At 59.1% G+C, this 23,015-nt stretch carries 22 protein-coding genes; 11 read left to right on the top strand and 11 right to left on the bottom strand.

Annotated elements, in window-relative coordinates:
* The first annotated feature begins 2 nt into the window (after window positions 1–2).
* On the top strand, window positions 3–266 hold the full coding sequence (locus KW837_RS26515) for a DUF4404 family protein (RefSeq protein ID WP_218399096.1): 264 nt from the start codon (window positions 3–5) through the stop codon (window positions 264–266).
* 171 nt (window positions 267–437) lie between these two features.
* On the opposite strand, the gene queF is transcribed toward KW837_RS26515, so the two are convergent.
* Window positions 438–1,268 (bottom strand): NADPH-dependent 7-cyano-7-deazaguanine reductase QueF, encoded by an 831-nt coding sequence (gene queF / locus KW837_RS26510; RefSeq protein ID WP_218399095.1) that lies wholly within the window; start codon window positions 1,266–1,268, stop codon window positions 438–440.
* Between the two features lie 61 nt (window positions 1,269–1,329).
* A complete protein-coding gene (locus KW837_RS26505; protein WP_008071115.1) occupies window positions 1,330–1,866 on the bottom strand; it encodes a plastocyanin/azurin family copper-binding protein in 537 nt (178 codons plus the stop codon).
* A gap of 152 nt (window positions 1,867–2,018) precedes the next feature.
* Between KW837_RS26505 and KW837_RS26500 the strand changes: the two genes are divergently transcribed.
* Together KW837_RS26500 and KW837_RS26495 are read left to right on the top strand one after the other, a co-directional pair.
* Complete coding sequence (locus KW837_RS26500) at window positions 2,019–2,699, top strand: heavy metal response regulator transcription factor (protein WP_218399094.1); 681 nt, start codon at window positions 2,019–2,021, stop codon at window positions 2,697–2,699.
* Complete coding sequence (locus KW837_RS26495) at window positions 2,699–4,048, top strand: heavy metal sensor histidine kinase (protein ID WP_218399093.1); 1,350 nt, start codon at window positions 2,699–2,701, stop codon at window positions 4,046–4,048. Before KW837_RS26500 ends, KW837_RS26495 begins: the two co-directional genes overlap by 1 nt.
* A gap of 295 nt (window positions 4,049–4,343) precedes the next feature.
* Here KW837_RS26495 and KW837_RS26490 read toward each other — a convergent pair whose 3' ends face one another.
* Window positions 4,344–5,057, bottom strand: a complete 714-nt coding sequence (locus KW837_RS26490; RefSeq protein ID WP_218399092.1) for a FadR/GntR family transcriptional regulator — start codon at window positions 5,055–5,057, stop codon at window positions 4,344–4,346.
* Window positions 5,058–5,423: 366 nt separating this feature from the next.
* Here KW837_RS26490 and KW837_RS26485 point away from each other — a divergent pair, with 366 nt between their 5' ends.
* Window positions 5,424–6,770: an MFS transporter gene (locus KW837_RS26485; protein ID WP_192343288.1), complete on the top strand. Its 1,347-nt coding sequence runs from the start codon at window positions 5,424–5,426 to the stop codon at window positions 6,768–6,770.
* A gap of 23 nt (window positions 6,771–6,793) precedes the next feature.
* Window positions 6,794–8,137 carry a glucarate dehydratase gene (gene gudD / locus KW837_RS26480; RefSeq protein WP_218399091.1) on the top strand — a complete coding sequence of 448 codons (1,344 nt, stop codon included), beginning with the start codon at window positions 6,794–6,796 and terminating at the stop codon, window positions 8,135–8,137.
* A gap of 123 nt (window positions 8,138–8,260) precedes the next feature.
* Here the strand turns inward: gudD and KW837_RS26475 are convergent, their stop codons facing one another.
* Window positions 8,261–9,133 carry a LysR family transcriptional regulator gene (locus tag KW837_RS26475; protein WP_218399090.1) on the bottom strand — a complete coding sequence of 291 codons (873 nt, stop codon included), beginning with the start codon at window positions 9,131–9,133 and terminating at the stop codon, window positions 8,261–8,263.
* 156 nt (window positions 9,134–9,289) lie between these two features.
* On the opposite strand from KW837_RS26475, the gene ampC reads away from it, so the two are divergent.
* A complete protein-coding gene (gene ampC / locus KW837_RS26470; protein ID WP_218399089.1) occupies window positions 9,290–10,459 on the top strand; it encodes a class C beta-lactamase in 1,170 nt (389 codons plus the stop codon).
* A gap of 334 nt (window positions 10,460–10,793) precedes the next feature.
* On the opposite strand, the gene KW837_RS26465 is transcribed toward ampC, so the two are convergent.
* Window positions 10,794–11,327 carry a DUF4174 domain-containing protein gene (locus KW837_RS26465; RefSeq protein WP_192343285.1) on the bottom strand — a complete coding sequence of 178 codons (534 nt, stop codon included), beginning with the start codon at window positions 11,325–11,327 and terminating at the stop codon, window positions 10,794–10,796.
* A gap of 176 nt (window positions 11,328–11,503) precedes the next feature.
* On the opposite strand from KW837_RS26465, the gene KW837_RS26460 reads away from it, so the two are divergent.
* A complete protein-coding gene (locus tag KW837_RS26460; RefSeq protein ID WP_218399088.1) occupies window positions 11,504–11,872 on the top strand; it encodes a VOC family protein in 369 nt (122 codons plus the stop codon).
* Window positions 11,873–11,890: 18 nt separating this feature from the next.
* Here the strand turns inward: KW837_RS26460 and KW837_RS26455 are convergent, their stop codons facing one another.
* From KW837_RS26455 to KW837_RS26445, 3 genes are all read right to left on the bottom strand, one after another.
* A complete protein-coding gene (locus KW837_RS26455) occupies window positions 11,891–13,249 on the bottom strand; it encodes an erythromycin esterase family protein (RefSeq protein WP_218399087.1) in 1,359 nt (452 codons plus the stop codon).
* Between the two features lie 93 nt (window positions 13,250–13,342).
* Window positions 13,343–14,128, bottom strand: coding sequence for a sulfite exporter TauE/SafE family protein (locus KW837_RS26450; protein WP_192343282.1), 786 nt, complete (start codon window positions 14,126–14,128; stop codon window positions 13,343–13,345).
* A 254-nt stretch (window positions 14,129–14,382) separates the two neighbouring features.
* The gene (locus KW837_RS26445; RefSeq protein ID WP_218399086.1) at window positions 14,383–15,132 is read right to left on the bottom strand and encodes a hypothetical protein; all 750 of its coding nucleotides are present in this window, start codon (window positions 15,130–15,132) and stop codon (window positions 14,383–14,385) included.
* Between the two features lie 250 nt (window positions 15,133–15,382).
* Here KW837_RS26445 and KW837_RS26440 point away from each other — a divergent pair, with 250 nt between their 5' ends.
* From KW837_RS26440 to KW837_RS26430, 3 genes are all read left to right on the top strand, one after another.
* Window positions 15,383–16,531 carry an aldose epimerase family protein gene (locus KW837_RS26440; RefSeq protein WP_218399085.1) on the top strand — a complete coding sequence of 383 codons (1,149 nt, stop codon included), beginning with the start codon at window positions 15,383–15,385 and terminating at the stop codon, window positions 16,529–16,531.
* A gap of 130 nt (window positions 16,532–16,661) precedes the next feature.
* On the top strand, window positions 16,662–17,483 hold the full coding sequence (locus tag KW837_RS26435) for an aldo/keto reductase (protein ID WP_218399084.1): 822 nt from the start codon (window positions 16,662–16,664) through the stop codon (window positions 17,481–17,483).
* Window positions 17,484–17,512: 29 nt separating this feature from the next.
* Window positions 17,513–17,983, top strand: a complete 471-nt coding sequence (locus KW837_RS26430) for a DUF1810 domain-containing protein (RefSeq protein WP_008071147.1) — start codon at window positions 17,513–17,515, stop codon at window positions 17,981–17,983.
* Here KW837_RS26430 and KW837_RS26425 read toward each other — a convergent pair.
* On the bottom strand, window positions 17,948–20,308 hold the full coding sequence (locus tag KW837_RS26425) for a DNA polymerase II (protein WP_218399171.1): 2,361 nt from the start codon (window positions 20,306–20,308) through the stop codon (window positions 17,948–17,950). The genes KW837_RS26430 and KW837_RS26425 overlap by 36 nt on opposite strands.
* A 313-nt stretch (window positions 20,309–20,621) precedes the next feature.
* Here KW837_RS26425 and KW837_RS26420 point away from each other — a divergent pair, with 313 nt between their 5' ends.
* Complete coding sequence (locus KW837_RS26420) at window positions 20,622–21,062, top strand: CBS domain-containing protein (RefSeq protein WP_063340970.1); 441 nt, start codon at window positions 20,622–20,624, stop codon at window positions 21,060–21,062.
* Window positions 21,063–21,193: 131 nt separating this feature from the next.
* Here KW837_RS26420 and KW837_RS26415 read toward each other — a convergent pair whose 3' ends face one another.
* Together KW837_RS26415 and KW837_RS26410 are read right to left on the bottom strand one after the other, a co-directional pair.
* Window positions 21,194–21,814, bottom strand: a complete 621-nt coding sequence (locus KW837_RS26415; protein WP_218399083.1) for a glutathione S-transferase N-terminal domain-containing protein — start codon at window positions 21,812–21,814, stop codon at window positions 21,194–21,196.
* A 98-nt stretch (window positions 21,815–21,912) separates the two neighbouring features.
* Window positions 21,913–23,007 (bottom strand): DUF1615 domain-containing protein, encoded by a 1,095-nt coding sequence (locus KW837_RS26410; protein ID WP_218399082.1) that lies wholly within the window; start codon window positions 23,005–23,007, stop codon window positions 21,913–21,915.
* Between the last annotated feature and the right edge of the window lie 8 nt (window positions 23,008–23,015).

Genomic DNA, 23,015 nt, shown 5'->3' with positions numbered 1-23,015 from the left:
CCATGCCTGCCCGCGAACTGCAAGAACAACTCAACAAACTGCGCGAGCAATTGGAACAGAATCCACCGCTTACCGAAGCCGAGCGCGCTGACCTGCACGCGCTGATGCAACAGATCGAACTCGAACTTGAGCTGGAAACCAAAACCCAGGACACCAACCTCGCCGACAGTGTGAATCTGGCCGTCGATCGCTTCGAACTTGAACACCCAACCCTTGCTGGCACCTTGCGCAACATCGTGCAAGCGTTGGGCAACATGGGGATATGAACCCGCCAGATACAAAAAAGCCCTGCTATCGATAGCGGGGCTTTTTAATGCCTGCGACCTGAAATGCAATCCCTTGTGGGAGCGGGCTTGCTCGCGAAAGCGGTCTAGCAGGCACTTTCATGTTGAATGTGCCCACGTCTTCGCGAGCAAGCCCGCTCCCACATTGGAACTTTACTGACGAACCAGCCGATGGTTCGGCAATTGCACTTCTTCCGTGCTGCGATACGGGTTGATGTCCAGCCCGCCACGACGCACATACCGCGCATACACCGTCAGCTTCTCTGGCTTGAGCAACCGTTGCAGGTCGAGGAAAATCCGCTCCACACACTGCTCATGGAAGTCCGAGTGCTGACGGAAGCTCACGATGTATTCCAGCAAACTCGCATGGTCCAGCGCCGCGCCGCGATACTCCACCGCTACGCTGCCCCAATCCGGTTGGCTGGTGACCGGGCAGTTGGATTTGAGCAAATGGCTGTGTACGCACTCTTCAATAATGAGCGACTCATTGCACCGCAGCAGTTCCGGACGCGGATGCTCGTAGTTGCTGACGCTGATATCCAGGTCATCGATGCACACACCCGGCAACGCCACGACGCCTTCCGCCTCAACATCTTTCAGGCTGCGAATCCGCACGCCCACCGGTTTGCCGGCTGCGGCCGAAAGGTCTTTTGCCAGCGTCGCTTCAAGGCTTGCGGTGTCGGCAAACGCTGTTTGGTTCAGGGAGTTGAGGTACAGCTTGAACGACTTCGATTCGATGATGTTCGGCGAATCCGCCGCAATGCTGAATTCGCCAATCGCCACCACGGGTTTGCCGGACGGCAACAGCCAGGACAGTTCGAAGCAGTTCCAGAAGTCCACGCCCTTGTACGGCAGGGTTTCAGCCGTCAGGCCCAGCTCGGCCCATTTCGCGGTGCGCGGGATCGGGAACAGCAGGGACGGCGTGTAGGTGGCGATGTATTCGCTGGACTTGCCCAGCGGCGAATGTTCGGCTGCGGGATGCATGGCGGAAACCTGACTGAAGAATCAGCGGATTCTACCAGCCTTTGGTCCCGCCTTTGAGTGCTTACTGACTGACTGTCAGTTTGCCGACCATACCGGCCTGATAGTGACCGGGGATATTGCAGGCAAATTCCAGGTTGGTGGCCTTGGTAAAGGTCCAGGTCAGCTCGGCGGTTTTGCCCGGCTCCACCAGCACACTGTTCGGATCATCGTGTTTCATCCCATGCCCTTTGGAGGAATGGTCCATTGTGGCCATGGAGCCGTGGTCCATGGCCTTCATGCCTGTAGGCATCAGCATGCCGCTTTGCTGCATCTGGAGCATTTCCTGCTGATGCCGGGCATGCATTGCCGCGTCGCCGAGGTTGAATTCGTGCAGTAACTGGCCTTTATTCACCAGTACAAAACGCACGGTTTCTCCGGCCTTGATATCAATCGCCTTGGAAGTGAAGGACATATCGCCCATCACCACTTCAACGCTACGGGTAGCCTTGGTCGCTGCCGCCGGTTGACCGAAGTCGTAGGAATGCGCCGGCGAAGCCTCCAGTCCCAAGCTCAGAGTCAGCAAGCAAGCGGTCAGTACCAGACGATTTTGCAAAAACATAGTCGCACTCCAACAAGATGAGGTTCAGCTTGTGGGAAACTTAACCCGCGGGCTCTGCCAGCCACCTGACAGGCAGATTACAACTTTGTCAGGTTGGCCTGTATCGCCGCCGCCCACGGTATAACGCACCGTTCCAACTGCGCGAGTCGCCCATGAAACTGCTGATTGTCGAAGACCAACCGAAAACTGGCCATTACCTGCGTCAGGGCCTGACCGAGGCCGGTTTCACCACCGAACTGGCGGCCGATGGCAGCACCGGCCAGCAACTGGCGTTGAGCGGCGATTACGCCTTGTTGATCCTCGATGTGATGCTGCCCGGTCGCGATGGTTGGCAGATTCTGCAAGCAGTGCGCGGCGCGGGCCTCGACACACCAGTACTGTTTCTTACAGCGCGAGACGCTGTGGAGGACAGGGTTCACGGCCTGGAACTGGGTGCCGACGACTATCTGGTCAAACCGTTCGCCTTCTCCGAACTGCTGGCGCGGGTTCGCAGTCTGCTGCGTCGCGGCAGTGCCACGCCTCAGGAAACCAGCCTGCAACTGGCCGACTTGCGTCTGGATCTGATTCGTCGTCGGGTCGAACGCAACGGTCAGCGCATCGACCTGACCGCCAAGGAATTCGCCCTGCTGGAAATGCTCCTGCGACGTCAGGGTGAAGTTCTGCCCAAGTCGCTGATCGCTTCCCAGGTGTGGGACATGAATTTCGACAGCGACACCAATGTGATCGAAGTGGCGATCCGCCGTCTGCGCCTGAAGATCGACGATGACTTCCCGAACAAGTTGATCCACACCGTGCGCGGCATGGGCTATGTCCTTGAAGAGCGCCCTGCCTGATGCGCCGACTCTCTCTAAGCAATCGTCTGGCGCTGCTGTTCGCAGCTTGCACTGCCGTGGTGTCGTTGTTCGCCGGGGTGTTGTTCAGCCGCGCCAGCGAGGCGCACTTTGTCGAGTTGGACCAGCAGTTGCTGGATGGCAAGCTGATTGGCTTGCGCCGGGCGCTGGATGACATTCCGTCCAGCGAAAGCGAGACCAGACTGGCCGATGAATTGAGCCGACAAGCCGATCTTTCGCTGCGCATCATTGGCAGCGACGGCCAACGCTTGTACGACAGCTCGGCCCGTTTACCCAAAGACTTGCCGCGCCAGTTGGGCCTGTCGACGATGAGCGACGACGGCACTGACTACCGCGTCCTGAATGCACCGCTGTTCCCCGACAAACCCGATTCACCGCAACTGACCTTGTTGCTGGACATCACCCATCACCAACATTTTCTGCAGCGCATGCAGCATCTGATTTGGCTGACGGTCAGTTTGTCGGCGCTGGCCACTGCTCTGCTCGGAGCCTGGGCCGCACGCAGCGGTTTGCGCCCGTTGCGGCGCATGAGTGCGGTCGCCAGCGGCGTGTCGGCGCAATCGCTCAACGCTCGCCTGCCAGAAGCAGACATGCCGCCAGAGCTCGAGGAACTGGCTTACAGTTTCAACGCCATGCTCGGACGCCTCGACGACTCTTTTCAGCGGCTCTCGGCGTTTTCCGCCGACATCGCCCATGAACTGCGCACACCGCTGTCGAACCTGCTGACCCACACCCAGGTCACCCTCACCCGCCCTCGCCCCATCGAGGATTACCGCGAAGCACTGCACAGCAATCTCGAAGAACTGCAATGGATGGCGCAACTGGTCAACGACATGTTGTACCTGGCCAAGGCTGACCACGGCTTGCTGATGCCCAAGCGCGAAGCGCTGGAACTGTCGGAGGAAGCCGATGTGCTGCTGGAGTTTTTTGCGCCGCTGGCCGAGGACGCTCAGGTGAAATTGAGTCGTGACGGCACCGCGCGCATGCAGGGCGACCGCAGCATGTTGCGTCGGGCGCTGTCCAATCTGCTGGACAATGCACTGCGGTTTACCCCGGGCGGTGGCGAGGTTCGGGTGAAGATTGTTGAACAGCCGACAGGGCTGAGCCTGACGGTTGAAAACAGCGGGGAAGTGATTTCTGAAGACTTGTTGCCGCGCTTGTTTGACCGCTTCTACCGGGCAGACCCGGCGCGCCGTGAAGGCAGCAGTGAGCATGCGGGGCTGGGATTGGCCATCACCCAGTCAATCATCCGCGCCCATGGCGGGCAGATTCGTTGCGAATCGGATAAGGGATGGACGCGGTTTGTGATTGAGTTGCCGAAGGGGGATTGAGGCCAATAGTGCCCGCGAAGAACGATGACGCAATAAACCTGCAACCACAAAGAACCCGGCCCATTGGCCAATGCCAGTCAGTTAAGGCGCAAATCTATGTGGGAGCGGGCTTGCTCGCGAAGACGGCGGCACAGTCGACATTGATGTCGCCTGATACACCGCTTTCGCGAGCAAGCCCGCTCCCACAGGTTCCGCGCCTTAACTGACTGACATTGGGTCCATCGGCCGGGGTTTCGTTTATCGCCTGTCGTCGGACAATCTGCAAAAGGGGTGCTATCGAGGAGACCAACGGCGACTACCGATCAGCCGAAAAGCGGTCGCGGCTGTTGGTCAGGTGTAACCACATTGCCGCCCGCGCCGCATCCGGATCCTGGCGTTTGATGGCGTTTAGAATCGCCTCGTGTTCGAGGTTGGCGAGGTGCCCCAGCTTGCTCAAATCCGCCGACCCGCGCTCGGCGGCATTGACGCGGGTCCGGGGGATCATGGCGCTGCCCAGGTGCTGCATGATCTCGGTGAAACACGCGTTGCCGGTGGCTTCGGCGATCAGCAGATGAAAGCGTTTGTCTGCCTCGACGCAACTGTCGTTGTTGGCCAACAGGCTTTGATAGTCATCCAGCGCTTCACGCATCTGCGCCAATTGCTGGTCTGTGCGACGAACCGCTGCCAGCGCCGCAGCCTGGGTTTCCAGGCCCATGCGCAACTCCAGAATACTGCGCACGCCCAGTGCCGTATCGACATTCAGACGCAGCCCCTGATCCGGTGCGCGCTCCAGAACAAAAGTGCCGATGCCGTGACGGGTTTCCACCAACCCCGAAGCCTGCAACTTCGAGATCGCTTCGCGCACCACTGTGCGACTGACGCCATGCTCCTGAACAATCGAGTTCTCCGACGGCAGCTTGTCCCCCGGCACCATCTGACCGAGCAGGATGCTCTGGGTCAGTTTGCTCACCAGATCATGAGCCAGGTTATGGGCACGCTTGCGGGCAGGTGCGTCGATGTCTTCTTGCATGGTGATCATCCGAAAAGCGGGTATCCGGATCGTATCACCGTGCGCGCTTTTCGATGACGGGAATCTCAATAAAACGCCGCCTAACTTGTATGACAACACTCAAATTTCACTGCACAAAAGACGATTTACACCATCGCACCGAAGCGCTCCGCCGCGACAAAGGGAAATTATCGACTGAAGAAATCCGGGGCACAACCCAACAAATACGCCGCACAAACCCATAAAACGAATAAAAAACCTTCCGCCTAGCACCATTTTGTTGAGTGACAGTACTTGTAGAACAAAAAAACCTAGTTGTATGATGTCTATCAACAACGCAACACCCAGCCACACCCCGCATAAAAATAACGAGTGGGAGAAAAAGCAGTGAATACATCCATATCCGGGATGACCGAGGGCGCCGATTCGGTCCTGAAGTCTGCCATCTCGAAAGTGAAACGCCACGTTCTGCCGCTGTTCGTGATCATGTTCATCGTCAACTACATCGACCGTGTGAACATCGGCTTCGTCCGCGCGCACATGGAACATGACCTGGGCATTGGCGCTGCCGCCTACGGCCTCGGAGCCGGTCTGTTCTTCATCGGCTACGCGCTGTTTGAAGTCCCCTCCAACATCCTCCTGCAAAAAGTCGGCGCACGAATCTGGCTGACCCGCATCATGCTGACCTGGGGCCTGGTGGCCGCCTGCATGGCGTTCATCCAGAACGAAACCCACTTCTACATTCTGCGGTTTTTGCTCGGTGTGGCCGAAGCCGGTTTCTTCCCTGGGGTGATTTATTACTTCACCCGCTGGTTGCCTGGCGTCGAACGCGGCAAGGCGATTGCGATCTTCCTCAGTGGCTCGGCCATTGCGTCGCTGATCTCCGGCCCGCTGTCCGGGCTGCTGCTGCAAATCAGTGGTTTGGGCATGCACGGCTGGCAATGGATGTACTTCATTGAAGGGATGTTCTCGGTCGGGCTGTGCGTGTTCGTCTGGTTCTGGCTGGACTCCAAGCCCCACGACGCCAAATGGCTGACCCTTCCTGAGCAGGACGCGCTGGTCAAAGCCATCGATGACGAACAACTGGCCCGCGAAGCCGCGACGCCGATCAAACCGTCGCTGGGCACGCTGCTCAAGGATCGCCAGATCATCCTGTTCTGCGTGATCTACTTCTTCATCCAATTGACCATCTACGCCGCGACCTTCTGGCTGCCGAGCATCATCAAGAAGATGGGCGACCTGAGCGACATCCAGGTCGGGTTGTTCAACTCGATTCCGTGGTTGCTGTCGATCGTCGGCATGTACGCCTTCGCCACACTGTCGGCCAAATGGAAACACCAGCAAGCCTGGGTCGCCGCTGCGCTGCTGATCGCTGCCGCCGGGATGTTCATGTCCACCACGGGCGGGCCGATCTTCGCCTTCGTCGCCATTTGCTTCGCCGCGCTGGGTTTCAAATCGGCATCGTCGCTGTTCTGGCCAATTCCCCAGGCGTACCTGGATGCACGGATTGCTGCGGGTGTGATTGCACTCATCAACTCGGTGGGCAACCTCGGTGGCTTCGTTGCGCCGACCACCTTCGGTCTGCTGGAACAACACACCGGCTCGATTCAGGGCGGGCTGTACGGCCTGGCCGCCACCTCGATCATCGCCGCGATCATCGTTTTCGCCGCGCGCAATAAACCGAAACCTGCACCTGTGGTTGCCCTGGGCAAACCAGCACCTAATCACGCCTGAACATTGGTTGTAAGGACAAAAAAATGACTCCACAAGAAGCCGCAAAAGCCCCGATCATCACCAGCATGCAGGTTGTTCCCGTGGCTGGCCACGATGGCATGCTGCTCAATCTGAGTGGCGCCCACGGCCCGTTTTTCACCCGCAACATCGTGATCCTCAAGGACAACGCCGGTCACACTGGCGTCGGAGAAGTGCCGGGTGGCGAGCGTATTCGTCAGACGCTGGAAGATGCGCGCGCACTGGTGGTCGGCAGCCCGATCGGCACTTACCAGAAGATCCTCAATCAAGTGCGCCAGACCTTTGCCGATCGCGATGCTGGCGGTCGCGGCCTGCAGACCTTCGACCTGCGCATCACCATTCACGCGGTCACTGGCCTTGAAGCCGCCCTGCTCGACTTGCTCGGTCAGCATTTGGACGTACCGGTCGCGGCCCTGCTCGGCGAAGGCCAGCAGCGCGACGAAGTGAAGATGCTCGGTTATCTGTTTTATGTCGGTGATCGCAACGAAACCGATCTGGCCTACCGCAGCGAACCGGACGCCGACAACGACTGGTTCCGCCTGCGTCACGAAAAAGCCATGAGCGCCGGCGCCGTGGTGCGCCTGGCGGAAGCTGCCCACGCCCGTTATGGTTTCAAGGACTTCAAACTCAAGGGCGGCGTGTTGAGTGGCGACGAGGAAATCGAAGCGGTCACCGCCCTCGCCGAACGTTTTCCCGATGCGCGCATCACCCTTGATCCGAATGGCGCCTGGTCGCTCAAAGAAGCGATCCGCCTGTGCCGGGATCAGCATCACGTTCTCGCTTACGCCGAAGACCCGTGCGGTGCGGAAAACGGTTACTCGGGCCGTGAAGTCATGGCCGAATTCCGTCGTGCCACGGGCCTGAAAACCGCGACCAACATGATCGCCACCGACTGGCGGGAAATGGGCCATGCAATCCAGTTGCAGTCAGTAGATATTCCTTTGGCAGACCCGCACTTCTGGACCATGCAAGGCTCGGTTCGAGTCGCGCAGATGTGCCACGAATGGGGCCTGACCTGGGGCTCACATTCCAACAACCACTTCGATATTTCCCTGGCCATGTTCACCCACGTCGCAGCCGCCGCGCCGGGTGAAATCACGGCCATCGACACCCACTGGATCTGGCAGGACGGCCAACGTCTGACCAAAGCGCCGCTGCAAATCGTCGACGGCTGCGTGCAGGTGCCGAAAAAACCTGGCCTGGGGGTTGAGCTGGACATGGATCAACTGGCCAAGGCCCATGAGCTGTACAAAGGCATGGGACTGGGCGCGCGGGATGACAGCGTGGCGATGCAGTTTCTGATCCCGGGGTGGAAATTCGATAACAAGCGACCGTGTCTGGTGCGGTAGGCTTCTGAAAGCGCCGTGATCCCTGTGGGAGCGGGCTTGCTCGCGAAGGCGGTGTGTCAGTCAACATCAATGTTGAATGTGATGACCCCTTCGCGAGCAAGCCCGCTCCCACAGGGTTTTGTATTAATGCGATGCTTGCAGCAGCCAGTCCTTGAACGCGGTCATCGCCGACGTTTCAGGGCGCGACTGCAAGCGGGTCAGCCAGTAGCTGCCCGTGGTGATCCCGATGTCGAACGGTTGCTCGATTGCACCCGCCGCCAGTTGTCGAGAGAACATCAAGGGCGGCGCCAATGCCACTCCCGCTCCTTGCAACGCCGCTTCCATCATCGCCAGCGAGGAATCGAAGACGATGCTCCGGGGCGGTGCGGCATGGGCCGAAAGACCAGTCGCCTGAAACCACTCCGGCCACTCATCCGTGCGATAGGAGCGCAACAACGTTTGCTGCAACAGATCGGCCGGCGTGTGCAATTGCCGCGCAATCTCGGGAACGCAGAGCACCGACAACGGCGCCTCGATCAACCGTACCGCTTCGATCCCATGCCACGCCCCCGCGCCAAAGCGAATGGCGTAATCCAGCCCTTCAGCGGCCACATCCACCCGGTTATTGTTGGTCGACAGACGCAAATCGATAAACGGATGTTTCGTCTGAAAATCCGCCAGCCGCGGTAACAGCCAACCGACCGCAAACGTCCCCACCGCCCCCACTGTCAACACCTCGCGAAAATGCCCGCCCTCGAAACGCTCAAGGGTTTCGGCGATCCGGTCGAAAGAGTCGCGCAACACCGGCAGCAGGGTTTCACCTTCGTTGGTCAGCATCAGGCCTCGGGGCAGGCGCTTGAACAAGGTCACGTTAAGCTGGGCTTCAAGGCTTTTGACCTGATGACTCACCGCCGCCTGCGTGACACACAACTCCACCGCCGCCCGTGTAAAACTCAGATGGCGTGCCGAAGCCTCGAAGGCGCGTAGCGCATTCAGCGGCAGATGAGGTCGAATCATGCCCACTCCCAAAATTTTCTAATGGCTCATCTGAAATATCGTCGTTTGTGGGTATTCGCCAAACTGCATAGATTTGGCTCGCCCAACAACGGACCGGCTTGAAAAACCGCTCGGAGTGTAGCGGTTAACACCACGAAAAATAATGGAATTGAAACAATGACGAACAAGAGAAATGCGGCCAGATTGAAGATTCTAGCGGCTTGCGTGGCGGTATTCGGCGCCAGCCATTGTGTTGCCGCGGCCCGGACGGACCAACCCATCGAGACGATTGTTAACGACGCCGTCCGACCGGTCATGCAGGCCCAGAGCATTCCCGGCATGGCCGTGGCCATAACGCTCAACAGAAAGCAGCATTACTTTAACTACGGCGTGGCGTCGAAAGAAACCGGGCAACCGGTAGCAAACAACACCCTGTTCGAGATCGGTTCGGTGAGCAAAACCTTCACCGCCACCCTTGCCGCCTACGCGCAGGCGACAGGCAAACTGGCCCTGTCGGACAACACCAGTCAGGTTCTACCAACATTAAGTGGCAGCGCGTTCGACAACATCAGCGTGCTGCAACTCGGCACCTACACCGCTGGCGGCCTGCCGTTGCAGTTCCCCGGTGATGCGGACCATCAGGACAAGATGCTCGGCTATCTCAAGCAATGGAAACCGACCTACGCCGCCGGCACTCATCGCCTGTATTCAAACCCCAGCCTTGGGTTGTTCGGCTATCTGGCGGCGCAAAGCATGGGGGCGCCGTTCGATGAACTGATGGAGAACACCTTGCTGCCCAAACTCGGCCTCAAGCACAGCTACCTCAAGGTGCCGCAGGATCAGATGGCGCTTTACGCCCAGGGTTACAACAAGGACGACAAGCCTGTGCGGGTCGAACCGGGCGCGCTGGATTCCGAAGCCTATGGCGTTAAAACCAGCGCCTCGGACCTGCTTCGCTATGTTGAAGCGAACATGAATCCGGCTTCGCTGGAAAAGCCCTTGCAGCAAGCCATCGCCACCACTCATACCGGTTACTACACCGTTGGCGAGATGACTCAAGGGTTGGGGTGGGAGTTCTACAACTACCCGGCGACGCTCGATACATTGCTGGCGGGCAACTCGTCGCAGATGGCCTTTGAGGCGCATGAAGTCCGGTGGCTGAACCCGCCGCAGCCTCCACGTGACACTGTGCTGATCAACAAAACCGGCTCAACCGGCGGCTTTGGCGCCTACGTCGCCTTTGTCCCGGCGAAGGACATTGGCATCGTGATCCTGGCCAACAAAAACTACCCAAACCCCGAGCGAGTCAAAGTCGCCCACAAAATATTGAGTGCGCTGACCAAATAGCCGAGGGTGACGCGCCGTAGCAGCTGCCGAGCCCACGAGGCTGCGTTCGGCCGCGAAGCGGTCGTCATCCGGTGAATGCCGTTTACCTGAAAGAACGCGGTGACAGACCTTGCGACTGCTTCGCAGCCGAACGCAGCCTCGCGGGCTCAGCAGCTGCTACGGACGTTCGGGGGATAAACGAAAAATGGTCAAGACGCAGATCCTGTGGGAGCGTGGCTTGCCCGCGAAGAACAATGACGCGCAGTACCTGAAAAACCGCAGCGCATTCTTCGCGGGCAAGCCACGCTCCCACAGGATTTTCGTCGCTCAAATGTCTTAACTTACCAGCAGAAATTCAATCATCCGGCATCTCAGGCGGTTTGGCGGGCTTCGCCGGTTTGCCCTTTGCGCCTTTGGCCGGTGCAACCTCAGCCACCGGCGCTGGCACCGGTACTGTCGCTTCCTTTTCGGCGGCTGGCAGCGCGTCGATGGTGCTGAAAATCTCTTTCAGCTCGACCACATCCTTTTCAAGCTTCTTTTCGCCGTCCTTGCCGACCAGGATGATTTTGCTCTTCGCCCCGGCGCCCAATTTCAGCGAGCGGATCAACGCCATTGTCGTTTGCGGGTCGAGGTCTTTTCCGTCGCGTTGCCCCATCGTATTGATCACGGTGTACAGCACCATGTTTCGCTCGGTGAAGCCCTTGCGGCTGGCGGGTTCATCCAGCGATTTTTTCAGGCTGACCCAGGTGGGATCAACCGAACTGGGCGCGATGACAATCAAGGGACGGGCCCTGCCCACGTCTTTAACCAGAGGGGAATCGTCATCGGCGGCGAACAAGGGGCCGACGAAAGCCAGCAAAGTAGCCAGGGTCAAAGACCTGATGAGCATGCGCATCTCCTTTTGATATCCACGCTCTAATGATTGCGCATCGCGGCGAACGTTCCGGGTGAGGCGTATTTATGTTCGCCTTGCCCCAAGCTTAGGTCAGGGCGGTCATTGCGCAACAGCCTGAGCTAATCTCATAGCACAACTCGCACCACCTGATTCGCCGTGAGGATTTTTCCATGAGCGCTCAGCTGAACCACACCATCGTCTGGTGCCGTGACAAACAGGTGTCGGCCCGCTACCTGACCGACCTCCTCGGCCTGCCCGATCCCGAGCCGTTCGGACCAATGCTGGTGGTCAAATTCGATAATGGCGTGTCGCTGGATTTCTACAACAACGACCCGCCGATTGCCTCCCAACACTATGCGTTCCTGATTGGCGACAAAGACTTCGATGCAGCCTTCGCTCGCCTGCAAGCGCGCAAGCAGCCCTGGTGGGCAGATCCTGGCAAACAACGGCCGAATGAGATCAATGATTGCGGCGGTGGCCAGCGGGTGTATTTCGATGACCCGGACGGGCATCTGATGGAGATCTTTACCCGGGAATAGAGACCCGTCATTGGCGTGTCATATACCGAACGGAAAGGTGTCTTCCTCGTGTTCCATGAACTCAGGCTCCGGCAATGGCGAGACCGCGTGGGTTTTTTCGATCCAGACAAAAGCGTCGAACTGCTCTGCCAGTACGGCCTGAAAGTAATGGCTCTGGCGCTCGGTCCTGGGTCGATAGATGACGCCGATGGCGCGCTCAAGTAATGGCTCAGCCAGTACGTCCAGCAATTCCTCGCTCGGTGACGTCCGCCAGTCGAGCAGTGCTGCGGGAATACCGGCCTGGAGAAACAGTTGTTCCCAACTGTCGGCCAATGCCGGGTTCACCTGTTTGACCTGCATCGGCTCGTCCCAGTCGTCGGCGGCGGCGACGGTGCCATGGTCGGTGCCCATGCCGATCAGCACCGCTTGTGAGCCGTAGGCCGTGCGGCACAACTGGCCGATGTTGAATTGCCCCTCCCAGCCCATTTGCGTCGCGGCGGCGTTGCCGATGTGTGAGTTATGCGCCCACACCACCGCTTTGGCGCCTGCCCCGCGATGCACCATCAGGGTTTGCAAGGTGTCGAACATGTGCAGGTCACGCAGGTTCCACGAGGCGGTCGAGCCGCGGTACATGGCGCGGTAATACTGCTCGGCGGCCCGCACCACGCGGGCGTTCTGGGTGGCGCTGAAAAACGCCTCGTCGTCGGCGACCATCGGGTCAAGCCGTTCGCCCAGCAACACATTCAATTGCTCGACCACTGCGTCCTCGCACGTGGCCATGTTGCCCCGCTCAGCGAAATGACCGTACAGCGCCGGGTCGTCATGCCACGGCGTCAGGCAGCTGTAGCGATGGCGGGCCTCTTTTGCCAGCTGCGGATCGGTCTTGTCGAGATAGCCCAGCACTTCGTCGATGGAATGACGCATGCTGTAAACATCCAGCCCCCGAAATTCCACCCGCTGCTCAAGCGCCAAGCCGCGATTATGGTGGTGCAGCCAGCGGGTGAAAGTCTGCACAGCGGTATTGCGCCACATCCAGGTGGGGAATCGGGCGAAGGCCTGTTTTTTCCAGGCAGAGCGGCCCAGGTCGCGGACACATCGGTCGATCTGGCCGGCATCGGGCCAGTCGGCTTCGACCGCGACGATGCCGAAGCCATGCTGCTCGATCAGGCGGCGGGTGATCGCCGCTCGGGTCTGGTAGAAGTCCTGGGTGCCGTGGCTGGCTTCGCCGATCAGCACCACGCTGGCATCGCCAAAGCGGTCGAAGAGTTTGCCGAATTCAGGTGAGTCGAGTGCAGGCAACGGCTCGGCATGACGGCGTAGCACCTCGGCCGCGTTGCCGGGTGGCTCGCCGCGAGGGCGGCTGAATCTTCGTAGAAGATCGTTTACGGGGCTGTTCATGGACGTCATGACCTCATCTGAACGTGGTCATAATTTTGACTACGCCAGTGAGGGCATGATTCCGCTAAATTCAGTGATCTATACGGTGCCGGATCAGAACGCCAGCTTGTAGCCGATCAGCACCAGCATCGTGGCCAGGCATGGACGCAGCAGTTCGTCGGAGATACGCCCGGTCAAATGGCTGCCCAGGTAAATCCCCGGCAGCGAACCGACCAGCAAGTAGCCCAAAATATGCCAATCCATGTTGCCCATGCTCGCATGGCCCAGGCCGGCGACCAGGGTCAGGGGCACCGCGTGAGCGATTTCGGTGCCGACCAGCCGCCGGGTAGGCAGCATCGGGTACAGAATGAACAGCGCTACTGTGCCCAAAGCGCCAGCGCCGATGGAGGTCAGGGCCACCATGGCGCCAAGGACCAATCCGGTGATGACGGTCAGTGCATTCAACCGGGGCCCGCTAGGGTTGTAGTAGCCGCCAGCCCGTTTGTGGGCGAAATCGAGCAAGCGTTTCTTGAAGAAAATGGCCAGCGCCGTGGCGAACAATACGAAGCCCAGGGCTTGTTTGATAACGGCGTTCATCGCATCGGGCGAGGTCTGCAAGCTGCTCAAAAACCACAGCGTCAGCGCCACCGCCGGCACACTGCCGAGGGTCAGCCAACCGGTGATCGCCCAGTCGATGTTCTTGTTCTTGCGATGAACCAGCACACCACTGGATTTGGTAATGGCCGCGTACAGCAAGTCCGTGCCCACCGCCGTCGCCGGGTTGACGCCGAACCACAGCAGAATCGGCGTCATCAACGAACCGCCTCCGACGCCGGTCATGCCGACAATAAAGCCGACCACCAGACCTGCAACGACCAACCCGAAATTACCGAATTCCATTAATACGCCCAGAGAATCGCAGGAGAATAACCGGCTCGCAGCATAGCGATTTTTCTTATAACCAGTTATATCGATGCGGTCTATCGTTATGCCAACTCATTGAGGCGGAACACAGTTTTCCCTCTCCACCAAATCCCCCTTGTGGGAGCGGGCTTGCTCGCGAAGGCGGTGTATCAGCCGACACTCATGGCGACTGACACAACGCATTCGCGAGCAAGCCCGCTCCCACAGGGGATTTGGGTTCAGCACTCGTTTTACTGCACCGGCAAAAAATTCAGGAACAGCAAACTCTGGGCATAGTTGAGGCCGATCCGCCGGTAGCGTTCGTCGAGCATTTGGGTCAGCAGGTCCAGCCGCGCGACGATTTTGCCGAACTCCACGGCAAAGCTCAGGTTGCTGCCCTCCTCCGAAATTTCGTTGGAAAACAGCAAGGGCTCGCCTTGCTTGTTTTGCCGCTGACTCAAAATCCAGGTGGCTTTTTCGATGTTGCGCGCGGCATTGCTGACGAAGGTCGGGTTGATCGCATCCGTCATGTAGAACTCCAGCCGATTGCCATGAGCGGTGACCAGCATGCTGCCGATGGCATAGATAAAGGCACCGACCCGGTCGCCGAGAAATTCCGGGCTCATGGCGTAGCTCAGCGCGGCGAGGTCTTTTTTGCCGCCGAGAGTGGGTAGCGGCTGTTGCTGTTCGATGGCCATGCGCACTTGTTTTTCCGCGGTGCCGACATCGAGGAAGCCAGATTTCTTCAGCTCCTGCGGGTTGCGCAGGTAGAGCTTATTCATCAGCAGGTAGAGGCTTTCGAGGTTGTCACGCATCGTCAGGGTCGCCATGCGGTCGACGCTGGTCTGGAGGAATTCCTGGGGTTGGCCGTTGCGAAACTGGCTGACGATATCGTTGCCCGGCTGATGGCTGCAGCCACTGGCGAAGAGCATCGACAGGCCTGTCAGCAGCCAGCAATAACGGCGAATGTGCGGGGTAAAGCGGGGTAAAACTCGAGCCATGGGTTCTTGAACTTGGGCATGGGCCGGCGGTGGGGATCGCCGCGGGCTGGCCAAGGATAGAACCGCGAAAGCCGAAAAAGTGCAGTGCCGGTGGTCCGTAAACGCGAATCACCGTGAAAGCGGCTCCTTATTAGTCATACTTTATAATTGCAACACTGCGTAGATAAGCTATAAATCCTTCCTTGATCGCGTTAGAACTCGATTATTAGTATGACTACTTCTCGCAAAACAACAAAAAGGAAGGTCAACCATGCCTCAATCTCGATACCTGCTCTCCGGCCTCGGACTGTCCCTGATGATCGCCACCCTCCCCGCTCACGCCGCTGGCTTGTCCAGCGAACACAAAGCCTTCGGCAAAACCAATGACGGCACGCCTGTCGAGCAATACATCTTGCGCAACAGCCATGGCCTGCAAGCCACGGTCATTACCTACGGCGGGATTCTGCAGTCGCTGAAAGTGCCGGACAAAAACGGCAAACTCGATGATGTGGTGCTGGGCTTCGACGACGTGCAGGGTTACCAAAGCGGTACCGCGTACTTCGGCGCGACCATCGGCCGCTTCGGCAATCGCCTGGCCAACGGTGCCTTCGAGCTGGACGGCAAGCGCTATCAGGTGCCACTCAACGACGGCAGCAATTCACTGCACGGCGGGGCCCAAGGTTTCGACAAACGGGTGTGGAAAGCCGAACCGAGCAAAGGCAAGGATTCGGTGGGCGTGACCCTGTCGTATCTGTCGGCGGGGGGTGAAATGGGTTTCCCGGGCAACCTGAAAACCGAAGTCACCTACAGCCTCACCGAGAACAATGAGCTGCGCATCGAGTACAAGGCCAGCACCGACCAACCCACCGTGCTGAACCTGACCAACCACAGTTATTTCAATCTGGCCGGCGCGGGCAACGGCGACGTACTGAAGCAACTTGCGACTTTGCATGCAGCCCGTTACACGCCGGTCACCGGCAAACTGATCCCCACCGGTGAGCTGGCCCTAGTCGCCGGCACACCCATGGACTTCACCCAACCGACCGCCATTGGTCAACACATCAAGGCTGATCACCCGCAACTGAAATTCGCCGAACCGAAACAAGGCGGTTTCGATTTCAACTGGGTGCTGGACGCCAAGGGTGATCTGGGCAAACTCGCTGCCGATGTCAGCGATCCGCAATCCGGCCGCCGGTTGCAGCTCTACACTACCGAGCCCGGCGTGCAGTTCTATACCAGCAACTTCCTTGATGGCACGGTCAAGGGTAAGGCTGGCAAGGTTTATCCGCATTGGGGGGCGTTTACTCTGGAGACTCAGCATTATCCGGATTCGCCGAACCAGCCGAACTTCCCGTCCACACGGCTGGATCCGGGCAAGCGCTATACCCAGACTACGGTGTACAAGTTTTCTACCCTGTAGGTTAGAAGATCAAAAGATCGCAGCCTTCGGCAGCGCCTACAGAGGCTGCGATCTTTCGAGATCGCCACGGAACCACCGGGCCATTTTGCTGCCAACTGAAGTATCGATCGGACTTTCGAAAGGAGGATGCATGCGTATTCTTGAGCTGGCCGGCAGCCAAGTGCCGGTCATCGGCCAAGGAACCTGGCGCATGGGAGAGGAACGCTCCCGACACACAAAGGAAGTTGCAGCGTTGCGCTTGGGCATCGAATTGGGCATGACCCTGATCGACACCGCTGAAATGTACGCTGAAGGAGGCGCTGAAGAGGTGGTGGGTGAAGCCATCGCCGGCCTTCGCGACCAGGTTTTTCTGGTCAGCAAGGTCTATCCCTTCAACGCCAGCCGCAAAGGCATCCCCCAGGCCTGCGAGCGCAGCCTGCGGCGGTTGAATACCGATTACATCGATCTCTACCTGTTGCACTGGCGCGGCGACTATCCCCTTGCGGAAACCGTCGAAGCCTTCGAACGCCTGCGCGAAGATGGCAAGATCGGCCATTGGGGTGTGTCCAATTTCGACCTGGACGACCTGGAAGAACTGGCCTCACCGGCCTGCGCCACCAATCAGGTGCTGTATAACCTGGAAGAGCGCGGCATCGAATTTGATTTGCTCCCCTGGAGCCAACACCAACGGATGCCGGTGATGGCCTATTGTCCGATCGGCCAGGGCGGGCACATGCTGGCCAATTCGACGCTCAAGCACGTTGCCGCCCGTCACGAGGCGACACCTGCGCAGGTAGCGCTGGCATGGATTCTGCGTCAGAACGGCGTGATCGCCATCCCCAAAGCGGTCCGCCCCGAGCATGTGCAGCTCAACGCACAAGCGGCGCAGTTGCGGCTTGAAGTCGGGGATCTGGAGGCGCTGGACCAAGCGTTTCGCGCGCCACAACGTAAGCAGCGGTTGGCCATGGTCTGAGCCATCGCGGTTTGTCAGAGGGCATCGGCATGAGAAGTACCGATCAGCTCGACGCGTTCAATTTGCCACGCTTCGTTCAGGCGCAAGACCCTGTGTTCGAGTGGGTGCAGGAAGAGCTGCGCGCCGGCCAGAAGCGCCGGCACTGGATGTGGTTTATCTTTCCGCAGTTTTCCGGGTTGGGCGACAGCGAGATGTCCCGCTACTTTGCCATTCGCTCCAGTGAAGAAGCCACGGCGTACCTGAAGCATCCGTTACTGGGGCCACGCTTGCGCATGTGCACGCAACTGGTTCTGGACATTCCTCAAAGCTCGATCGCCAAGATTTTCGGCCATCCCGACAACCTCAAATTTCACTCATCGATGACACTGTTCGCCCAGGTTTCGCCCAAAGGCAGCCTGTTCCATCAGGCGCTGGATCAATATTTTCACGGCATACCGGATGACTGGACGTTGTCGCTGCTGGACTCAAAACAAGCCCAACTGCCCCCCAATCAGCGTTGAGAAATCGTCATCCACGAACGGCAGGATTGCATCCGCCACCGGCTGCAGCTGCCGAGTGACGTAATGGTCGTAGTCGATGGGCGCGCTGCGGATTTCCAGCGGCTCGGGGCCGGCGACGGTGATGACATAACTGATCCAGCCGCCGTTCTGATATTGCCGCGGGCGTCCCTGCTGGTCGTTGTAGTCGTCGGCGATTCGCGCGGCCCGCACGTGGGGCGGCACGTTACGTTGATAGTCGTCGAGGGTACGGCGCAGGCGTTTGCGATAGATCAGGCGTTCGTCGAATTCGCCGGCCAAGGTCTTGCGCACATAGTCACGAACATAGTCCTGATAGGGTTTGCGATTGAAGATGCGCAGGTACAACTCCTGCTGGAATTGCCGGGCCAACAGCGACCAGTCGGTGCGCACGGTTTCCAGGCCCTTGTAGACCATTTCATCGGTGCCATCGGCGCGGGTAACCAATCCGGCATAGCGCTTCTTGCTGCCCTCCTCGGCGCCGCGAATGGTCGGCATCAGAAAGCGCTTGTAGTGGGTTTCGAACTGCAGTTCCAGGGCACTTTCCAGCCCGTATTCCTGTTTCACATGCTCGCGCCACCACTGGTTGACGTGGTCCACCAGCGCATGACCGATCTGCGCGGCTTCTGCCTGACCGTGGGCGCGGCGCAACCAAACGAAGGTGGAGTCGGTGTCGCCGTAGATCACCGCGTGGCCTTGGGCTTCGATCAACTGGCGGGTGCGCAGCATGATCTCGTGACCGCGCAAGGTGATGGACGAAGCCAGCCGTGTATCGAAGAAGCGGCAACCGCTGGAACCCAGCACGCCGTAGAAGGCATTCATGATGATCTTCAAGGCCTGGGACAACGGCGCATTGTGTTCGCGCTTGGCGGTTTCGCGACCTTCGGCGACCCGGGCGACAATGGCCGGCAGGCAATGGCGGGTTCTAGAAAAACGTGCACCGCGAAAGCCCGGCACCGACTCGCTGTCGTCGGGATGCTTGAGCCCTTCGATCAAGCCCACCGGGTCGATCAGGAAGGTGCGGATGATCGACGGATAGAGGCTTTTGTAGTCGAGCACCAGTACCGATTCGTACAGCCCGGGTTGCGAGTCCATGACAAAACCGCCGGGGCTGGCCTCCGGTGGTTTGCCGCCGAGGTTCGGTGCGACGAAACCCTGACGGTGCATCAACGGCATATACAGGTGAGTGAACGCCGCCACCGAGCCACCGCTGCGGTCCGCCGGCAAACCGGTGACGCTGGCGCGCTCGAGCAGGAAGGTCAGCAATTCGGTCTTGGCGAAGATCCGCGTCACCAGTTCGCAGTCCTTGAGGTTGTACTTCGCCAGGGCCGGTTTGTCCTCGGCGAACATGCGATTGATTTCGTCCATGCGCTGGTACGGATTGTCGATTGACTTGCCCTCGCCCAGCAGGGTTTGTGCGACGTTTTCCAGGCTGAACGAGGGGAAGCTCCAGGTCGCCGAACGCAGCGATTCGATGCCATCGATGATCAATCGGCCGGCAGCCGAAGCGAAGTAATGGTTGCCACTGCCGTGTTCGCGCCACTGCATTTCTTCGTCGCCACGCCCCAGCTTCAGCGGCACCGCCAAGCGCCGAGCATGTTCGTGAAGTACGCGCAGATCGAACTGCACGACGTTCCAGCCAATGATGGCGTCGGGATCGTGGCGGGCGAACCATTCATTGAGTTTCTTCAGCAGCAGGGTTCGCGAGTCGCAGTATTCGAGCTGGAAATCGACCCCACTGTCATCGCCATTGGGCGGCCCGAGCATGTACACCTGCCGCTCGCCGCAGCCTTCCAGGGCAATGGAATACAACTCGCCCTGAGCGGTGGTTTCGATGTCCAGCGAGACCAGTCTGAGCTTCGGTCGGTAGCCGGGGTCGGGTTTCATTTGCGCGTCGATCAGCAGACCTTCCGCGCCGGGCGTGCCGCCGAACAAAACGGGAGCGGTGATGAAACGCTCCATCATGTAGCGTTCCGGCGGGCGGATATCGGCTTCGAATACATCGACGCTTGATCTGCGCAGCGCGGTTTCCAGGCGCATCAACTGACCGTGCTGCTGGCAATACAGGCCAAGCACCGGACGATGTTCGAAGTCCAGAAGGGCCAAGGGCTTCAGCTCGACGTTTTTCTCACCGCGCAGCAGCGCTTCGGCTTGCTCACGCTGGGCTGCGGGAATGAACGCTACCGACGGTTGATGCGGCAGGCGGATGCGTCGGGGACCGGCATCGGTCGCCAGCCAGAACTCGACTTCCGTGCCGGCCGGGGTATCGCGCCAATGCCGGGTCAGGACGAAGCCCTGCTGTAAATCCACCACTGCAACCTCAACGAACTGATTCAAGAGGTAATTCTACGCGTGATCGCCGGTGTGGTGAGGGGGATTGCCCTAACGCCAGTAAAACCTGTAGGAGCGAGGCTTGCCCGCGAAGAATGCACCGCGGTTTTTCAGGTATTACGCGTCATCGTTCTTCGCGGGCAAGCCTCGCTCCTACTGGATTTTCGTGGGGCTTTTACAAAGAAAAATCGCTGAATGACGCTTTTTGCGCGGTATCTGCCGCTTTCTGCCTTGCTCTGTGAGCGCGTCTCTACGATTCTTCAAGAACAACGACAACACCCGAGAATCCGCCATGAAAACCGTCGCCCAACTGCTCAAGTTAAAGGCCCAACAGAATCAGCAAGTCCACTCAATTGCACCGCATCAAATGGTGCTGGAAGCGCTGATGGTGATGGCCGCAAAAAACGTCGGCGCGTTACCGGTGCTGAAAGAGGGAAAGGTCGTCGGCATCATCAGCGAGCGTGACTATGCGCGCAAACTGGTGCTCAAGGGGCGCTCCTCTGTCGGCACGCCGGTCAGCGACATCATGGTGTCGCCGGTGATCACCGTGGACACCCATCAAACCGTCGAAACCTGCATGGGCATCATGTCCGAAAAGCGCCTGCGGCACTTGCCGGTGGTGGAAAACGGCGAGTTGATCGGCTTGCTGTCCATCGGCGACCTGGTCAAGGAAGCCATTGCCGAACAGGCTGAACTGATTCGCCAGTTGGAGCAGTACATTCGCGGCGAGTGATTCCAGCACACCGCAAATCCCCTTGTGGGAGCGGGCTTGCTCGCGAAAGCGGTATGTCAGTCAACAGTTATGGTGACTGATACACCGCTTTCGCGAGCAAGCCCGCTCCCACATTTTGATTGGCGGTGTTCTTACGGCCAATGCCGCGCGAAAACCGGGGCCAATGCAGGGTGCCGGTCGAAGCGTTCGAGCCAGGCGGAAAACCCCGGCCGCGCAACGCGCAAGTGCTCTCGGGTACCCGCCCAACGCGTTACCACCGCCGCCAGAATATCCAGCGCGCCCGGCGCTCCCTCGCCCAGGTACAACTTGCCGGCGAACTGATCGGCAAACACCTCCCAGCTCCAGTGCAGGCGCTGACGGGCACCGGCCATAAGGTTTTCCCTCGAAGATTCGTCCGCCTCGGCCAGCCAGCGCTCGGGGTAGTCGATGATACCGATGGCGGCATAGCAATTGCTGACGATGTACACCAGGCCCCGAATAACCTGATCACGCTTGAGCGGGTTTTCCGGCAGCAGGTTCGACTCCGGGAACGTCAGGCCCAGGTGAATCAGGATGGCCGCACTCTCGGTCAGAACACCGCCATCGGGCAATTGCAGAGTGGGAATTTGCTTGAGCGGGTTGAGTTTCTCCAATGCCTGAACCGTCTCCGGGGACGAAAAGACATCGATGAAGCGATAAGGCACCTCGCACAGCTCCAACGCCGCTTCGATGGCGGCCGCACCCGAGTTCTGATGTCCGTAAAGCTGATACATGACTAAATCTCCTCTGCGACTCTCTCTTTGTAGCAGCTGCTGAAGATTGCGTTCGAATTGTCAGTCAAGCGTTGGTTTTTTGACCATTTTCGGTCCAGTCACATCCCCGCACGCTTCATGCAACGTTGATAACGCTCATCGACTCGCTTGGCGAACCACGCCGTGGTGAGTTTGCGGGTGATTTTCGGGCTTTGCAGCATAATCCCCGGCAATACCGCACGGGGTAATGGCCGGCCTTCGGCCTGTTCGGCCAAGGCGAAGACCCGCCGATAAAGCTTGGTGTCCTCGAACTCGAGGCCTTTCCCCTCCTCCAATTGATCCCGAATGGTCATGTTGCGCATGTCCAATTGCTTGCCGAGGGTGCGCACCGCCAATTCCGTAGCGCCAGGCATGATCGAACCGTAGCGCACCAGATCGCCATCCAGCGCCAGCGGGATGCCGGTCGCGCGGCTTACCGCGTTCTGAAACGCCGCATTGCGGCTGGCGTACCAACCGGCGTTGAAATCGGCGAAGCGATACAGCGGCTGCTCGTAGCTCACCGGATAACCGAGCAAATGGGCAATACCGAAATACAGACCACCGCGACGCGTGAACACTTCACGGCGAATCGAGCCGTCCACCGGGTAGGGATAAGCCCGCGCCTGCTGCTCCGCAAAATCGATGCTGACCTGCATCGGCCCGCCGGTGTGCACCGGGTTGAAACCATCAAACAGCGTCCGCCCCATTGGCACCATGCCGATGAAATCATCGAAAATCGCGCTGAGTTCTCTTTCACTGCGCGCGGCATTCAGCCGGTCGCTGTAACTTTTGCCATTGGGTGAACTGACCTGCAAGGCACCGCTCACCAACAGGCCGGGGATGTGAGCCTTGGCGGCGCGACGGTCGATCTCGTCCCGGGCGATCTTGCCCAGGCCCGGCACCCGCGGATCAGCCTGAAACGTCGATTCCTGCTCAGTGACCGCGAGTACCGAACACAGGTTTTGCGTAGTCGGCGAAATGTTCTGGGCAGCAAATGCCGCGTAGATATCCGTGGCCCAGCCTTGGCGATCGACCGTCTTGGCCGGCAACAGGCGCATGATCTCTGCCTTGACCTCGGCGGGCTTGCGGGCCGGCGGTTCCTGCGTGCGTTGGCTACCGCAACCGGCCAGAACCAACAGTGCCGCGACGCTCATGATCAATCGATTGACTTGCATGGTGCTCC

Source organism: Pseudomonas sp. PDM24, assembly GCF_019218905.1.
Classification (GTDB): domain Bacteria; phylum Pseudomonadota; class Gammaproteobacteria; order Pseudomonadales; family Pseudomonadaceae; genus Aquipseudomonas.
Note: the sequence above shows the minus strand (reverse complement) of the source record. Positions and strands in the feature narration are given on the sequence as shown.

What these genes read in the sequence shown, in the direction of transcription:
- KW837_RS26415 (WP_218399083.1), bottom strand. Translation starts at nt 21,814, where the DNA reads ATGTATCAGCTTTACGGACATCAGAACTCGGGTGCGGCCGCCATCGAA.
- KW837_RS26450 (WP_192343282.1), bottom strand. Translation starts at nt 14,128, where the DNA reads ATGGAATTCGGTAATTTCGGGTTGGTCGTTGCAGGTCTGGTGGTCGGC.
- KW837_RS26495 (WP_218399093.1), top strand. Translation starts at nt 2,699, where the DNA reads ATGCGCCGACTCTCTCTAAGCAATCGTCTGGCGCTGCTGTTCGCAGCT.
- KW837_RS26505 (WP_008071115.1), bottom strand. Translation starts at nt 1,866, where the DNA reads ATGTTTTTGCAAAATCGTCTGGTACTGACCGCTTGCTTGCTGACTCTG.
- KW837_RS26460 (WP_218399088.1), top strand. Translation starts at nt 11,504, where the DNA reads ATGAGCGCTCAGCTGAACCACACCATCGTCTGGTGCCGTGACAAACAG.
- KW837_RS26475 (WP_218399090.1), bottom strand. Translation starts at nt 9,133, where the DNA reads ATGATTCGACCTCATCTGCCGCTGAATGCGCTACGCGCCTTCGAGGCT.
- KW837_RS26435 (WP_218399084.1), top strand. Translation starts at nt 16,662, where the DNA reads ATGCGTATTCTTGAGCTGGCCGGCAGCCAAGTGCCGGTCATCGGCCAA.
- KW837_RS26430 (WP_008071147.1), top strand. Translation starts at nt 17,513, where the DNA reads ATGAGAAGTACCGATCAGCTCGACGCGTTCAATTTGCCACGCTTCGTT.
- KW837_RS26455 (WP_218399087.1), bottom strand. Translation starts at nt 13,249, where the DNA reads ATGAACAGCCCCGTAAACGATCTTCTACGAAGATTCAGCCGCCCTCGC.
- KW837_RS26445 (WP_218399086.1), bottom strand. Translation starts at nt 15,132, where the DNA reads ATGGCTCGAGTTTTACCCCGCTTTACCCCGCACATTCGCCGTTATTGC.
- gudD (WP_218399091.1), top strand. Translation starts at nt 6,794, where the DNA reads ATGACTCCACAAGAAGCCGCAAAAGCCCCGATCATCACCAGCATGCAG.
- KW837_RS26440 (WP_218399085.1), top strand. Translation starts at nt 15,383, where the DNA reads ATGCCTCAATCTCGATACCTGCTCTCCGGCCTCGGACTGTCCCTGATG.
- KW837_RS26410 (WP_218399082.1), bottom strand. Translation starts at nt 23,007, where the DNA reads ATGCAAGTCAATCGATTGATCATGAGCGTCGCGGCACTGTTGGTTCTG.
- KW837_RS26515 (WP_218399096.1), top strand. Translation starts at nt 3, where the DNA reads ATGCCTGCCCGCGAACTGCAAGAACAACTCAACAAACTGCGCGAGCAA.
- queF (WP_218399095.1), bottom strand. Translation starts at nt 1,268, where the DNA reads ATGCATCCCGCAGCCGAACATTCGCCGCTGGGCAAGTCCAGCGAATAC.
- KW837_RS26420 (WP_063340970.1), top strand. Translation starts at nt 20,622, where the DNA reads ATGAAAACCGTCGCCCAACTGCTCAAGTTAAAGGCCCAACAGAATCAG.
- ampC (WP_218399089.1), top strand. Translation starts at nt 9,290, where the DNA reads ATGACGAACAAGAGAAATGCGGCCAGATTGAAGATTCTAGCGGCTTGC.
- KW837_RS26500 (WP_218399094.1), top strand. Translation starts at nt 2,019, where the DNA reads ATGAAACTGCTGATTGTCGAAGACCAACCGAAAACTGGCCATTACCTG.
- KW837_RS26490 (WP_218399092.1), bottom strand. Translation starts at nt 5,057, where the DNA reads ATGCAAGAAGACATCGACGCACCTGCCCGCAAGCGTGCCCATAACCTG.
- KW837_RS26465 (WP_192343285.1), bottom strand. Translation starts at nt 11,327, where the DNA reads ATGCTCATCAGGTCTTTGACCCTGGCTACTTTGCTGGCTTTCGTCGGC.